Origin of the sequence: Dehalobacterium formicoaceticum, from assembly GCF_002224645.1 — a bacterium.
GTDB lineage: Bacteria > Bacillota > Dehalobacteriia > Dehalobacteriales > Dehalobacteriaceae > Dehalobacterium > Dehalobacterium formicoaceticum.
In genome coordinates this window covers 3,000,591-3,015,024 of record NZ_CP022121.1, presented here as the reverse complement: position 1 = coordinate 3,015,024, position 14,434 = coordinate 3,000,591, and the positions used below count along the sequence as shown (strand labels likewise).

Below are 14,434 nucleotides of genomic sequence, written 5' to 3'. Positions count from 1 at the left end.
TCATTGATGTCAAGAGAAGAAAAATTGGCTAAGTTATCAGAAAAAAGGGAGATGGTCCTGAACGGCGGAGGGCCTAAAAGAATTGAAAAGCAGCATCAAAGCGGTAAGTTCACCGCTCGGGAGCGCATTGAGAAATTATTGGATCAAGGAAGCTTTGTCGAGCTGGATCAGTTTGTCGTGCATCGGGGCACTGAGTTCGGCATGGCGGATGTGAATGCTCCCGGTGAGGGGGTAGTGACGGGTTACGGCACCATTTTGGGCCGTCTGGTCTATTTGTATGCCCAGGATTTTACGGTTTTAGGCGGGTCACTTGGTGAAATGCATGCGGCAAAGATATGTAAGGTCATGGATTTAGCAATCAAGATGGGGGCACCCTTTATCGGCATCAATGATTCGGGAGGAGCGAGGATCCAGGAAGGAATTGATGCTTTAAATGGATACGGGGAAATTTTTAAAAGAAATACCATGGCTTCCGGTGTCATCCCTCAAATTTCTGTGATTATGGGACCATGTGCCGGGGGGGCGGTTTATTCACCGGCCCTAACCGACTTTATCTTTATGACGGATCAAACCAGTCAGATGTTTATTACCGGTCCCCAGGTGATCAAAGCTGTTACCGGGGAAGAGGTCAGCGGTGAATCTTTGGGAGGAGCTCTGGCCCATAATCAGATGAGCGGGAATGCCCACTTCTTTGCCGCGGATGAAGATGAATGCTTTTGGCAGATTAAAAAGCTCTTAACCTATCTCCCCTTAAATAATTTAGATCCGGTACCTTTGGTGCCCACCAATGATCCGGCGGATCGTATGGACGAGCTTTTAGAAACGGTGGTTCCGGATGATGCTAATAAAGCTTATAATATGATGGATGTGATTACTGCTTTGGCGGATGACGGAGAGTTCTTCGAAATCCAGCCCCACTATGCAAAAAATATCCTCATCGGGTTTATGCGCTTAAACGGCATGTCCGTAGGGGTCATCGCCAACCAGCCCAAGGTGATGGCCGGCTGCCTGGATATTAATTGCTCGGACAAGGCCAGCCGCTTTATCCGTTTTTGTGATGCTTTTGGCATTCCTCTTTTGACCATCGTGGATACCCCCGGTTATCTTCCTGGGGTAGAGCAAGAGCATGGGGGGATTATTCGCCATGGCGCGAAGCTCCTGTATGCATATTCGGAAGCCACAGTGCCCAAAATTCAGCTCATTACGCGCAAAGCCTATGGGGGTGCATATTTGGCCATGTGTGCCAAATCCTTAGGGGCGGATGTGGCTATTGCCTGGCCCAGTGCGCAAATTGCCGTCATGGGTGCCCAGGGGGCAGCCAATATTGTCTTCCGTAAAGAAATCGAGGGGGCGGAAAACCCCAATGAAAAGCGTGAGGAAATGATCGGTGAGTATGAGGAGAAGTTCTCCAATCCATACTGTGCGGCTGCCCGAGGTCTTGCTGATATGGTGATCGAACCGGAAAAGACCAGATATTATTTGATCAAATCCCTGGAATCCCTGATGACGAAGCGGGAGAGCCGTCCGGGTAAAAAGCACGGTAATATGCCGTTATAAGATTATTAGTGAATTCATCAAAGGAGGGACATGCCTTGGCATTCGATAAAGCAAAAAATCAGGGGACGGAAATACCGCCGGCGGTGGTGGCAGCGATTACTGCCTCCTTATGTGCCATGATCGGAAAACCAGCCTCTGAATTTACATATAAATCGATTCAGCGTGTTTCCGGCCGTGCGTCTCGTTGGTCGATGGCAGGAACAGCAGATCTTATTTTATCTCGTCAGAGAATATTGGAAAGGGGAAATAGCTAATGAGAAAATTTCATGTCGTCGTGAATGGAGAAACCTTTGAGGTGGAGATAGAAGAAGTTAAAAATGCAGGGCAAAATGCAGCCGGCCCGGCACCGGTAAAAATTGCGGCAGATGTGCCGAAAGCACCTCCTGCCCAGCCTGCTGCCACGAAACCCGCTGCACCTAAACCAGCCGCAAGCGGTGCCGCCAATGAGGTAACCAGTCCGCTGCCGGGCACAATTTTGAACGTCATCGCAAAGGAAGGACAAGATGTTCAGACTAATGAACTGGTGCTGATTGTGGAAGCAATGAAAATGGAAAATGAAATCGTGGCCCCCTTTGCCGGGACCATTCAAGGGATTCATGTAAAAAAAGGCGACAGCGTACAGGCCGGGGATTTGTTATTTACCTTAAAATAATGATGTCTAGTTGATGCCTCCTCAGGGGGCATTTTCTGTTTTTTGCAGGAATATTTCCTTAATTGTAGAAACAGAAAGGAGGAAAGGAGTTTGATGGGGTGGATTTTGTCGTTTTAGATCTTGAAACAACAGGCTTGGACTGTCAAAAAGACGAGATCATTGAGATTGGTGGGGTGCGCATCTCCCACGGCATTTTATGTGAAGAGTTTTCAACCTTAGTCCATCCGGAGGGGCGTATTCCGGAAGAAATCGTAGCACTGACAGGAATTGATGATCAAATGGTGCGGGATATGCCATCTTTTTCTCAGGTACTTCCCCAATTAGAAGATTTTATTGCCGGGTCGGTGCTGGTGGGGCATCAAATTTCCTTTGATTTAAGCTTTATGCCCTTTCATATCAAAGAAAGTGTTCCCTCATTGGATACCATCGAAATGGCAAAAATACTGCTTCCCTATGAATCTAGTTTTGCTTTAGGGGATTTAACCACGTCTTTAGCCATCGAACATCAGGCTGCCCATCGGGCCCTGGGTGATGCCAGAGCGACAGCTTATTTATTTCTCCACCTCTGTGAATCGTTAAAGAGCCTGGAACTGATTGTTCTGGAATCATTGCACTTTTTATATGAAAAGAAGAATACCCCATTAGGAGATTTAATCAAAGAAGAATATGCCCGGCGTCTGCGTCATTTTCCTCAGGAAAAGATCAAATCTCCATATTTTTTTCTGCCTGTAAATAACAAGGATTTCTTTCCCGGGGCAGAAACACCAAAAGAAATCAATGAATCGGTTCGCTTGGAATCCCAGGAAATTACCGATCTGTTGCAGCCTGGCGGCAGTATTGATACTGCCATCCCCGGTTTTCGCTATCGTTCTCAACAGGAAGAAATGGCCCAAGGGGTGGCGGCACGATTTAATCAAGGCGGTTGTTTTGTGGTGGAGGCAGGTACAGGTACGGGGAAATCTCTTGCTTATTTGCTGCCGGCTGTGCTTTGGAGTGTTAAGTCAGGGCACAAAGTGGTAGTAAGTACCCATACCATTAATCTCCAGGAACAGCTGATCAAAAAAGATATCCCTTTGGCTAAAGAAATCACCGGCAGGGATTTTTCTGCTGCGATTATCAAAGGCCGAGGTCATTACCTGTGTCTCAGGAAATGGGAAGATTTTTTTAAGGAACCGAATGAGGAATTGCTGCCCTTAATCAGACGATTGGTACTTTGGGCGCGGGATACAAGAACAGGGGATATTGATGAATTATCATTAAATAAAAAAGAAATGAGTCAATGGAAAGGGCTGGCGGCCGGCAGTGAAACCTGTTTTAATACCAAATGCCGCTTTTATCGGGGACAATGCTTTGTTTCCCAGGCCAGGAAAATGGGAGAACAAGCCCAGCTGGTCATCGTGAATCATTCCCTTCTATTGGCCAATGCCGTCGTCGGTGATAATATTTTACCGGATTATAAATATTTAATTATTGACGAGGCCCATCATCTGGAACAGGAAGCGGAAAAACAATTTTCCTTGGCCATTAATTATTATGAATTACTGGGGCTGCTCCAAAAACTGCAACGGGGTAATCTCACCAGATCGGGCGGGATTTTACAGCAGATCATGGCAAAAATTAATAAATGGACCGGTTTGGACCAGGATACCAAGGATGAATTGATTCAGGTATTAACGGAAGCAAAAGAAGGGGTGGAATTAAGCTTAGCTTCCTTAAGGGAATTCTTTCAGATGTTTTCAGATTATTTTGGCTCCCATTGGTCTGAAAACGAGACCTATGTTCAAACCCTGCGCATTCTGCCCCAGCACCGCAATCATCACCATTGGATGGGGATCTCAGCATCAGGAGAAAATTTAAGCCTGCAATTAAGAAACCTTATCATGCTGATGGGGAAGATTGGAGAAAAGGCGCAAATCATCGAAACGGAATTTGGCATGGAGATTAAAGAAATTCAGGAACTAAAGGTACTGATGGAGAAGATGCATCAGGTAGTCCAAAGCCTTACGATTCTGCTCCCGGGTAGGGAAGAGTCATATGTCAGCTGGGTGGAATACAGCGGACAGCAATACTTTCCCATGATTCACATTTCTCCCGTAGAGGTGAAAGATCAGCTTCAATCATATCTTTTTGCCTCAAAATCGGCGGTGATCTTGACCTCGGCAACCTTAACCGTCGAGAACAGTTTTGATTATTTTATCGAAAGCATTGGCTTAAGCCAAGGGGATGCTCCTTTACACACTTTAAAAGTGCCGTCACCTTTTAATTATCAGGAACAAGTGTTATTAGGCATCATTTCAGATCTGCCGCAACCGGGAGCTGCATCCGATTTTTTGTTAACTGATCATGTGGCAAAAACTTTGGTGCAGCTGATTACCGCAACCAGAGGGAGAACATTGGTGCTATTTACCTCTCATCATCAATTGAAACAAGTTTATGAACAAATTTATCGACCTTTAAAACAAGAGGGGATTACCATCTATGCCCACGGGGTTACCGGGAATAGAAACCGCATTCTGGAAGGATTTAAAAATAATGAACACAGTGTCATGCTTGGTGCGAATAGCTTTTGGGAAGGGATTGATGTGGTGGGGGAAGCATTATCCCTGGTCGTGATTGTGAAATTGCCTTTTTGGCCTCCTTCTTTACCCACTGTTTCGGCGCGTCTGGATCGCTTTAAAGAGCGCCGTTTAAACGGTTTTCGTCGTTACAGTCTTCCCCAGGCGATTATCCGTTTTAAACAGGGTTTTGGCCGGCTGATTCGTTCCCATTCCGATTATGGTGCTTTCTGTATCCTGGATAAAAGGATTATCGAAAAAAATTATGGCAAGACCTTTTTAAAGTCTCTGCCCGGGATGACCACTGTCGTGGGTACAACCAATGAATTGACGGAAACGATCCATCAATGGTTAAATAAGAAAGGCGGGGAACTGTAAAGTTTACCTTCCTGCGGTCAAGAAAAAATGATAGAATAAGTAATGGCCTTTGAGAGGGAGGGATTGGCTATGAATAATCTACCCGTCGCAAAAGAATCCTTTCCTTTTCTTTTGATGAGCGGAGTTTTAATTTGGTTATTATATTTGGTTGAGCCATGGCTCAGTATCATTCCCGGAATATTTTTTCTGTTCACACTCTTCTTTTTTCGTAACCCCCAGCGTAGAATTGTTTTAGATGAGCATGCGGCTTTATCACCTGCAGATGGTGTCGTCATGGGGATTACGAAGGTGAAGGAAACAGAGTTCTTAAATGAGGAAGTTTGGAAGGTTTCCATATTTTTGAGCATTTTTAATGTGCATTTTAATCGCGCTCCGGTTCGGGGTACAGTAGAAAGAATTAAGTATATGCCCGGTAAGTTTATCCCGGCTTTTAAGAGCCATGCCTCGGAGATCAATGAAAGAAATTATCTGGTTTTAAATACGGGAAGATCCAGGATTATGGTGTGCCAAATCACAGGTTTTGTTGCCCGCCGCATTGTATGTTGGTCAAAGGAAGGTGATCACCTTACACAGGGAGCACGTTTCGGTTTAATTAAATTTGGTTCATGTACAGAAATTTACCTGCCTTTGGAATATAACCTTTCGGTGCAAAAGGGGAGTAAAGTGAAAGGCGGATTGTCGGTGATTGGAAGGTGTTCTGAATGAGTTTAACCATTGTCCCTTCATTATTTACCATCGCGAACTTAATTTTTGGAATTTTAGCAATTTTAAATACATTGTGGGAACAATATTATGACGCGTCAATTTTTATTATTTTGGCGATGATCATGGATGTACTTGATGGAAAAGTTGCCCGGAAATTAGATGTTTCATCAAATTTTGGCAAGGAACTGGATTCCCTGGCGGATGTTGTTTCCTTCGGAGTTGCGCCTGCTATTCTAGTTTATACCCAAAGTTTAGAGCATTATCAATGGCTCGGTTTAGCAGTGATTATTTGGTTTGCTGTTGCCGGAGCCCTTCGTTTAGCCCGCTTCAATGTCATCACAACATCCGGATATTATCAGGGGATACCGATTACGGTAGCGGGAAGTTTTCTGGCATTCTTACTTTTATTTGCTCATATGATTAACCCGCTGGTTATGCTGTTGATCACAGCAATATTAGGATTTTTAATGATCTGTACCTTCAGGGTACCAAAAATATGAAAATTGGGCACCAAAAACTTTCAACTGAATAGAATATTTTAAGTTCAGTTGAAGGGGCGTGAAAGACCGTGCGCGTATATTTCATTAAATTACCTGATTTCCTGAGAAAAATTTTAAAGAAAACCCTCAGACAATAAGAAGATGCGATTTTCCGCATCTTCTCTTTTCTATCATTCCATTTTGAATATGATTATTTTACCCCGGTTATGCCGCCGATTATGGATGCCAGTACTGCATAGACACTTTTCATGGCCAGGGCAGACCAGGAAATATCGCTGCCGAGAGACAGGAGCAGGGAAATGATGACAAAGGTCACCCCGATGGTCAGTCCGTGGATCATCCCTTTATTTCCTGCGGTTTGAGCAGCTATGCGGCCACCGAAAAACAAGGCGGCGGCGGTAATGATCACGCCTAAAGGCTGCATCCATTGTTCATTTAATGGCGAGAAGTAAAAAACGAAACCAGACAATAAGGAGAGCAGAATGATCAGAAGATATGTTATCATCAGACCTCGAAGCATAGGATTCAATCTGCCTGGAAAGTTACAGGAAAGCTTGTTTTTTATTGCCAAAGGAAGGCCTCCTTTATAAATTGATTTGTACAATCTATGCGGAAAAAATGGAAATTATGATTTTTAAATTTGCCTTCAAGAACTTTGTATTAAGATATATATCTAATCGATTGGTTTTGCTTGACTGATGTGGATAAAATACATAAAATAAGAGAAGTGTTTTATGTTAATTTTTTTAAGATTTTGTTGATATTTGAATTATTAATCTTATGATAGAGGAAGGAATTGTATGTTTGAAATTTCTGTACAGGATCATTTTGATGCTGCTCATTTTTTAAAAGAATATCAGGGCAAATGTGCCAAGATCCATGGTCATACCTGGCAGGTAGAAATAAAAATTCAGGGAGAAGATTTAGACAAAACCGGGATGGTAGTTGATTTTTCTGTGGTCAAAAATGAACTGAAGAAGGTTTTAGATCCTTTGGATCATGTTTTGATCAATGAACTCACAGCTTTTCATGAGACGAATCCGACTGCGGAAAATATTAGCTGTTATATTTTTCAGGAGATGTCCAAAGCCCTGAGTAATTATCCGGTCTGGGTATCCCGGGTGACCGTTTGGGAATCCCCGGGAGCGGCAGCTGCTTATTTTGAAAAAGAATGAGGAGGTGCCCGGATGAAAGGAACCTTGCATGAAATCTTTTCTTCCATTCAAGGGGAAGGTCTTTATGTTGGTGTGCGGCAGATTTTTCTTCGTTTTACGGGATGCAATCTCCATTGCAGCTACTGTGACACCAATGACTCCACTGCAGGCTATCGGGAGAAATTCCCTGTAGAAATGGATCCTGGGACAAGCCGTTTTGAATATTATCGAAACCCGGTTGCGCCGGAAGAGCTGCTGAAAATTGTGCTGCAGCTGAAGCCGGAAATCCATCATTCCCTTAGTCTGACAGGGGGAGAGCCGTTGCTGCAAGCTGATTTTTTAGCAGAGTTTCTTCCTTTGTTCAGGGGCAGATGTCCCGTGTTTCTTGAGACCAACGGTACCTTACCGAAAAATTTAAGCAAGCTGCTGCCCTATCTTGATATTATCAGTATGGACATCAAACTGCCCAGTGTGACCAACTATGCCTGTTGGCATGATCAGGAAGAATTTATCAATATTGCTTTAGAAAAAGAGCTATATGTGAAGGTGGTGTTGACTGAAAATACCACCCAGGAAGAGCTGGAGCAAATCATGAAGCTGATGGCAAAGGCTGATCCAGGGATTCCTTTGGTTTTACAACCGGTTACTCCTGTTAATAGGGTGCGGGAGATGATTCCGGGGAAATATATACAGATCCAGGATTATTTTGGAACTGCTTTAAAAAATGTCAGAGTGATTCCACAAACTCATAAAATTTTAAATTTACTGTAGAAAGGATAAATGAAATGGATAAAGCACGGATAGAAAGAGCAGTGAGAGAGATCATTGAAGCGATCGGAGAAGATCCGGAAAGAGAAGGATTGGTGAACACACCAAAAAGAGTAGCCCGCATGTACGAGGAAATTTTCAGCGGCTTAACAGAAGATGCGAGAGAGCATTTAAAGGTACAATTTTGCGATGAAAAACATGAGGAAATGATCCTGGTAAAGGATATCCCTTTATATTCCATGTGCGAACACCATTTGATGCCTTTTTACGGAAAAGCTCATGTGGCCTATATCCCGAAAAGAGATGGTAAGATTACCGGATTATCCAAATTAGCACGCACGGTAGAATGCTTTGCCAGACGTCCCCAGGTTCAGGAACGGCTGACCACGCAGATTGCGGATGCGATTATGGAAACCTTGGATGCTCAGGGCGTATTAGTTGTGATTGAAGCAGAGCATATGTGCATGACCATGAGAGGGGTCAAAAAGCCGGGCTCCGCGACCCTTACCTCTGCAGTCCGAGGCAGATTTGCCACCAGCCAGGCAACAAGAGCGGAAGCTTTTTCTTTAATTAAAATTTAAGGAGGGGCGGTCATGGATGAGACAAATATAGAAACCGACCACAAAACTTCAGGTAAAATGGAGCTCATCGCTGTCAAGGATTTTGCGGCCTGGGATGATATGTACCAGGTAGTGGATTTTTTGAATAAAAGCTTGAAAGCACATAATCTGATGTTTGGACTGAGAAAAGGAGACTCAGCTGCCATGACCATCACTATTTATGAGGTTTGATCATGGGCAGAGCCAAAAAAGTTATTTGGGAAATTGTCAGCACGATTATCATTGCCGGATTGATTACCCTTATTGTGAAGTTTTTTCTTTTTGATAATCGGATCATTCCCACTTCATCCATGTATCCAACCATCTTTGCAGGAGATATGGTTCTGGTCAATAAGCTGGTTTATCGTTTTGGAGATCCTGAGCGAAAGGATATCATCGTTTTTGAAGCTCCGCCGGAACCGGAGATAAGTGGGGATGATATGATTAAAAGGGTGATTGGGCTGCCGGGAGAAAAGGTGGAAATAAAAGAAGGGACAGTATATATCAATGACCTGCCATTGACGGAACTGTATCAAAACGAAGCACCCCAATATCAATTTGGACCGCAGCAAGTACCTGAGGATTATTTATTTGTTTTGGGAGACAATAGAAACATGAGCTTTGACAGCCATCTTTGGAGCGATCCATTCTTGAGCATGGACTCCGTAAAAGGAAAAGCTTTTTTTCGTTATTGGCCGTTAAAACGTATGGGGAGATTGGAGTCTGAGGAGGATTAAAATGAAAATTCTGATAACGAATGATGATGGGATTCAGGCAGAGGGGATCCAGGCATTAAGAAGAGCGCTCAGCGAAATTGGTACTGTTAATATGGTGGCCCCCAGTTATGAAAGAAGTGCAACCGGTCATGGCATTACCGTGCATAAACCAATTCGGGCCCAAAAGATCAAATTAAAAGATTCGGATCAGGATCATTGGTCTGTGGTGGGAACACCTGCTGATTGCGTGAAATTAGCCTTAGAAACACTACTATCGGAACCTCCTGATTTGATAGTCTCCGGTGTCAATCACGGGGCCAATCTGGGGACAGATGTTCTCTATTCCGGTACTGTTTCTGCCGCCATTGAAGGCATGATCAACGGATTGCCTTCCATCGCAGTTTCCTTGGATGATGATGCCCTGGTTGATTTTAGTTTTGCCGCTGATTTTACAGCCAGATTGTGTCAGCTTTTAAGATTGAAAGGCTTCCCGTCACAAACCTTATTAAATGTAAATGTGCCTGGTGTCGAAGCCCAGTATATTCAAGGGGTACGGGTGACTAAGTTAGGTGACCGCCGTTACACTAATACCATTGAAAGCCGCAAAGATCCCCGGGGCAGAGAATATTTTTGGCTGGCCGGTGATGTGATCAACCAGGAGGGCGATGAAAATTCTGATGTTGAAGCCGTCAAGAATAATTTTGTTTCGGTCAGCCCGATCCATTTTGATTTAACCAATTATCAGGTCATCGATACCATAAAATCCTGGGGATTTGAAGATTTGATCTCTAAAATCTAGGAAAGCCATTTATTGAAAAAGGGCAGCCTTTTTAAAGTATGAAGGGGCAAACCGCCAATCATTAAAAGAATCCCAAAATATAAGAGGGAAGTAAGTCCAATCAGAAGCAGGATGGTTAAAGGCAGATTATTGATGATCGGTCTGAGCCAATGATCCAAGAGCATCAGTGCTGATAATGATATCATCCCTGAGATCATAGGTTTGATAATGATTTTGTTTAAGGGTAATGCGATGCCCGTGAATTTCATCAAATAAAAAATATTTAAGGTGCAGCCGGTGAAATTGCTTAAACTTAACGCGATGGCTGCACCTTTTATTTCCAGACCCTTTACAGGTGTGAGCAGCAAAATACCCAGGATGAGACATAGTCCGGAACATAAATTATTAAAAAGAAGCATTTTTACGCGTCCTAATCCCTGAAGAATACTGTTCATGGTCTGCTGGAGATAGCAAAAGAGGCCGCCCAGAGCCAGAACTTTCAAAGCTTCTCCCGCTTCCGGGGCATGAAAAACCAAACCGCACAATTCTGTGGCATAAAAAAACAAGATGGTCATGCTATGAATGGTAAAGGCAGATGTGATCCATAGGGATTCTGTGATGCGATGTTCCAGGAGCTTTTTCTGACCTCCTGCCGACAGCTCCGCTACGGCAGGCATCACAGATACAGCCAAAGACATGGTAATGATACTGGGTAAATGGAGCAGCGTCATCGCGACGCCGGAATAACGCCCATAGATCTCGGTCGCTGTGCGCATACTGTTCCCTGCTAAAATCAATCCCCTGGGGATCAAAGAAGCTTCCAATGTCAAGAGGGTGCTGGACAGGAGCCTGGTTAATGTCACAGGGGTGCCAAAGGTAAACAGCCCTTTCAGGATGGAGAGGGAGCTGCTTGTTGCAGGAGCAGGAAGGAGAACTTTGCTTCTTCTTTTTTGCCAATGATACTTAGCCAACATAAAAAGAAGACCGCCTAATTCCCCCGCGACTGATGCCACAGCTACACCTACCACTGCAATTTCAAGACCATATTTGCGAAGCTTAATGGTTAAGGTCAGGCCCACAATTACCCGAATGATTTGTTCAATGGTCTGACTGAAACCAATGGCGGATATTTGTTTTGTACCTTGAAAATAGGCACGATAAACGGAGCAGACGGCAACGAGGAAAATAGCAGGGATCATGGTGACAAAACAATAATAAATGCGGCTGTCCGGAACAAAGTGTTTGACGATCACAGGGGCAAAATAAATAACCAGGGTGGTAGTGATGAGTCCGGAAGCGGTTAACAGGATGAGGGTTAAACGAAAAATTCTGTTAATATTACCCCAATTACCTTCTGCTGTTTCCTGAGCGATCATTTTTGACATGGCCAAGGGGATACCCCAGGTTGTCAGGACCAAGATAAAGGTATAAAAGGGATTGACCATCTCGATTAAACCAATGCCTTCCGCACCAAGAAACCTGACCAGGATGACCCGATATAAGAAGCCTAAGATCTTGATTAAAAAGTTCGATATTAAAAGAATCATGGCTCCAAATAAATAACCTTCTTTTTTCATTTTAACCTCACTGTAGGATCAAGCATGACCTGTTTGACAATCAATGCAGCAAAAGTTTTAGCTTGTTCTTAGGATAGAAATATGCGGGTTTGGGGTATTATATTACCAATTAATGGGGAACATGTTAAATACATGATCAGTATAAAAAAGTATGGGAAAAATTCTTCTTGAAAAAAGGGTTTTTGGGGATTCAGGGATAATATATAACTTAACAATAAATTAATTAATTCTTATCTTATTTAGTTGGATCAATCTAAATTTTTCGGAGCTGAAGGAGGATACACATGAAGGTTTACTTGTCGGAAAGTATTAGAAATATCGGTATTGTCTCTCACCAGGGCGCTGGGAAAACATCATTGACTGAGTCCATGCTATTTAATACGGGGGCAACCAATCGTTTAGGCAAGGTTGATGAGGGCAATACCGTAGCTGATTATCATCCTGAGGAGATTAAACGTAAAAGTACGGTTAATGCTTCCTTGGTTGCCTGTGAGTGGCTAGATACGAAAATTAATTTGCTGGATACCCCTGGTTTTTCTGACTTTTTTGGTGAAGTGAAAGGCGTTTTGCGCGTTTCAGATTGTTTGCTGATGCTGGTTGATGCCGTGGCAGGTGTTGAAGTAAGTACGGAAATCGTTTGGGAGCTGGCTGATGAATCAAATCTTCCCCGCATCGCTTTTATTAACAAAATGGATCGGGAGAATGCTGATTTCGTCAAGGCACTGGATTCCATGCGGGAAAAACTGACGCAGCAAATTGTGCCCATCCAGTTTCCCATCGGGTCAGAAGCGAATTTTAACGGCATCATCGATTTAATTGAGATGAAGGCATATCAATACGACGGGGGAAAATCCTCAGAAATTCCCATCCCGGATGATTTGATGGCGGATGCGGAAACTTATCGGGAAATGATGATTGAGGCCGCGGCTGAAGGTGAAGACGAATTAACGATGAAATATCTGGAAGGGGAAGAACTGACCGACGGAGAAATCATTGCCGGATTAAAAGCCGGTGTGATGGCAGGAAAAGTCGTTCCGGTTTTATGTGGTTCTGCCCTTAAAAATATTGGTGCAGATCTTTTACTGAACATTTTGGTGCACTATGCTCCTACTCCTCTAGAAAAGCTGGAGGATCAGGATGCTCCCAATAAACCGATGGCTTCCTTGGTATTTAAGACCATGGCCGACCCCTATGTGGGCCGCATCAGCTTTTTCCGAGTATATCAAGGATCTTTTAAAAGTGATTCTACAGCATATAATCCCAGAAAAGAAGCTGATGAAAAAATCAGCCAGCTTTTTACCATGCAAGGGAAGAACCAATTGCAGTTGCCGGAATTAAAATTTGGGGATATCGGGATTGTGGCGAAATTGGCCCAAACCAACACCGGAGATACCTTAACCACCAAGGACAGCGGTGTTGTTCTGGATGGGATTGATTTCCCCATCCCCACTCTGACTGTTGCCATTGAACCAAAGACAAAAGGGGATGAAGATAAATTAGGTACCGGTATCAGCCGTTTATTGGAAGAAGATCCTACCCTGCGTTTAGAGAAAAATGTGGAGACCCATCAAACCCTTTTAACGGGAATGGGGGAAGCCCATATTGATATTACCATCGACCGTTTGCAGCGAAAGTTTGGCGTAGAGGTAAAAACAAATGAGGCGTTAGTACCTTATCGTGAAACCATTAGAGGTTCTGCCACTAAAGTGGAAGGAAAACACAAAAAACAATCTGGCGGCCATGGCCAATTCGGGCATGTTTATATTGATGTGGCCCCATACCCAGAGGGTGAGTTTGAGTTTACGGAAACTATTTTTGGTGGTTCCGTACCGCGCCAATATATTCCGGCCGTAGAAAAAGGGGTGCGGGAATCTATGGTAGAGGGGATTCTGGCCGGTTATCCTGTGACCAATATTAAGGTAAATTTACAGGATGGTTCCTTCCATCCCGTGGATTCTTCAGAGATGGCTTTTAAGATTGCTGCTTCCTTAGCTTTCCGCAAAGCTTGTGAACAAGCAAAGCCTGCCCTTTTAGAACCCATTATGAATGTAGAAATTCATGTTCCGGATCAATTTATGGGTGATATTATGGGGGATTTAAACAGCAAACGCGGGCGCATTCTTGGTATGGAAAAAAGCGGAAACATGCAGGTGATTAAAGCCAATGTACCCCTTTCCGAGATGTATCGGTATGCTATTGATTTAAAATCCATTACCCAGGGCAGAGGCTCCTTTGTCATGGAGTTCTCCAGATATGAAGAAGTGCCCTCCATGATGTCAGAAAAGATTATTGCCGCTGCCAAAGCTGCCAAAGAGTAAAAATAAGATAGTTTAATATTTGATTCATTTATCAAGAGGCTGTTGCAAAACGTTTAATTGAAAACGTAGGGTGACACGCCTCTTTTTATTATGCTTTATAGATAGTACCTTGATTTATAGTACTGTGTAAGATCTATTATTGCTGATATAGTGTTTATTTCATTTTTCACAGAATCT

The 14,434-nt window shown here is 43.5% G+C and carries 15 protein-coding genes; 13 read left to right on the top strand and 2 right to left on the bottom strand.

Features of this window, described 5'->3' with window-relative positions; translation table 11 throughout:
• Positions 1-6 precede the first annotated feature (6 nt).
• From CEQ75_RS14600 to pssA, 6 genes are all read left to right on the top strand, one after another.
• Positions 7-1,557 (top strand): acyl-CoA carboxylase subunit beta, encoded by a 1,551-nt coding sequence (locus CEQ75_RS14600; RefSeq protein ID WP_089611837.1) that lies wholly within the window; start codon positions 7-9, stop codon positions 1,555-1,557.
• Positions 1,558-1,592: 35 nt separating this feature from the next.
• Positions 1,593-1,811, top strand: a complete 219-nt coding sequence (locus CEQ75_RS14595) for a hypothetical protein (protein ID WP_089611835.1) — start codon at positions 1,593-1,595, stop codon at positions 1,809-1,811.
• The gene (locus tag CEQ75_RS14590) at positions 1,811-2,209 is read left to right on the top strand and encodes a biotin/lipoyl-containing protein (protein WP_089611833.1); all 399 of its coding nucleotides are present in this window, start codon (positions 1,811-1,813) and stop codon (positions 2,207-2,209) included. Before CEQ75_RS14595 ends, CEQ75_RS14590 begins: the two co-directional genes overlap by 1 nt.
• A 98-nt stretch (positions 2,210-2,307) precedes the next feature.
• Entirely contained in the window at positions 2,308-5,142 is a 2,835-nt protein-coding gene (locus CEQ75_RS14585) for a helicase C-terminal domain-containing protein (RefSeq protein WP_089611831.1), read from the top strand.
• A 69-nt stretch (positions 5,143-5,211) separates the two neighbouring features.
• Positions 5,212-5,847: a phosphatidylserine decarboxylase family protein gene (locus tag CEQ75_RS14580; protein ID WP_089611830.1), complete on the top strand. Its 636-nt coding sequence runs from the start codon at positions 5,212-5,214 to the stop codon at positions 5,845-5,847.
• A complete protein-coding gene (pssA, locus tag CEQ75_RS14575; RefSeq protein WP_089611828.1) occupies positions 5,844-6,347 on the top strand; it encodes a CDP-diacylglycerol--serine O-phosphatidyltransferase in 504 nt (167 codons plus the stop codon). Before CEQ75_RS14580 ends, pssA begins: the two co-directional genes overlap by 4 nt.
• Positions 6,348-6,537: 190 nt before the next feature.
• Here pssA and CEQ75_RS14570 read toward each other — a convergent pair whose 3' ends face one another.
• Positions 6,538-6,918 carry a TIGR04086 family membrane protein gene (locus tag CEQ75_RS14570; RefSeq protein WP_089611826.1) on the bottom strand — a complete coding sequence of 127 codons (381 nt, stop codon included), beginning with the start codon at positions 6,916-6,918 and terminating at the stop codon, positions 6,538-6,540.
• A gap of 229 nt (positions 6,919-7,147) precedes the next feature.
• On the opposite strand from CEQ75_RS14570, the gene queD reads away from it, so the two are divergent.
• The 6 genes from queD to surE are packed head-to-tail and all read left to right on the top strand — an operon-like array spanning position 7,148 to position 10,383.
• Positions 7,148-7,522 carry a 6-carboxytetrahydropterin synthase QueD gene (queD, locus tag CEQ75_RS14565; protein ID WP_089611824.1) on the top strand — a complete coding sequence of 125 codons (375 nt, stop codon included), beginning with the start codon at positions 7,148-7,150 and terminating at the stop codon, positions 7,520-7,522.
• A 12-nt stretch (positions 7,523-7,534) separates the two neighbouring features.
• On the top strand, positions 7,535-8,272 hold the full coding sequence (locus CEQ75_RS14560) for a 7-carboxy-7-deazaguanine synthase QueE (protein ID WP_089611822.1): 738 nt from the start codon (positions 7,535-7,537) through the stop codon (positions 8,270-8,272).
• A gap of 14 nt (positions 8,273-8,286) precedes the next feature.
• Complete coding sequence (gene folE / locus CEQ75_RS14555; RefSeq protein ID WP_089611820.1) at positions 8,287-8,850, top strand: GTP cyclohydrolase I FolE; 564 nt, start codon at positions 8,287-8,289, stop codon at positions 8,848-8,850.
• 12 nt (positions 8,851-8,862) lie between these two features.
• On the top strand, positions 8,863-9,060 hold the full coding sequence (locus CEQ75_RS14550; RefSeq protein WP_089611818.1) for a YpmA family protein: 198 nt from the start codon (positions 8,863-8,865) through the stop codon (positions 9,058-9,060).
• A gap of 2 nt (positions 9,061-9,062) precedes the next feature.
• A complete protein-coding gene (lepB, locus tag CEQ75_RS14545; RefSeq protein ID WP_089611817.1) occupies positions 9,063-9,605 on the top strand; it encodes a signal peptidase I in 543 nt (180 codons plus the stop codon).
• Position 9,606: 1 nt separating this feature from the next.
• The gene (gene surE / locus CEQ75_RS14540) at positions 9,607-10,383 is read left to right on the top strand and encodes a 5'/3'-nucleotidase SurE (protein WP_089611816.1); all 777 of its coding nucleotides are present in this window, start codon (positions 9,607-9,609) and stop codon (positions 10,381-10,383) included.
• On the opposite strand, the gene CEQ75_RS14535 is transcribed toward surE, so the two are convergent.
• Positions 10,380-11,939 carry a putative polysaccharide biosynthesis protein gene (locus tag CEQ75_RS14535; protein WP_089611814.1) on the bottom strand — a complete coding sequence of 520 codons (1,560 nt, stop codon included), beginning with the start codon at positions 11,937-11,939 and terminating at the stop codon, positions 10,380-10,382. The genes surE and CEQ75_RS14535 overlap by 4 nt on opposite strands.
• A gap of 284 nt (positions 11,940-12,223) precedes the next feature.
• Between CEQ75_RS14535 and fusA the strand changes: the two genes are divergently transcribed.
• Positions 12,224-14,257 (top strand): elongation factor G, encoded by a 2,034-nt coding sequence (gene fusA, locus CEQ75_RS14530; RefSeq protein ID WP_089611812.1) that lies wholly within the window; start codon positions 12,224-12,226, stop codon positions 14,255-14,257.
• The last annotated feature ends 177 nt before the right edge of the window (positions 14,258-14,434 follow it).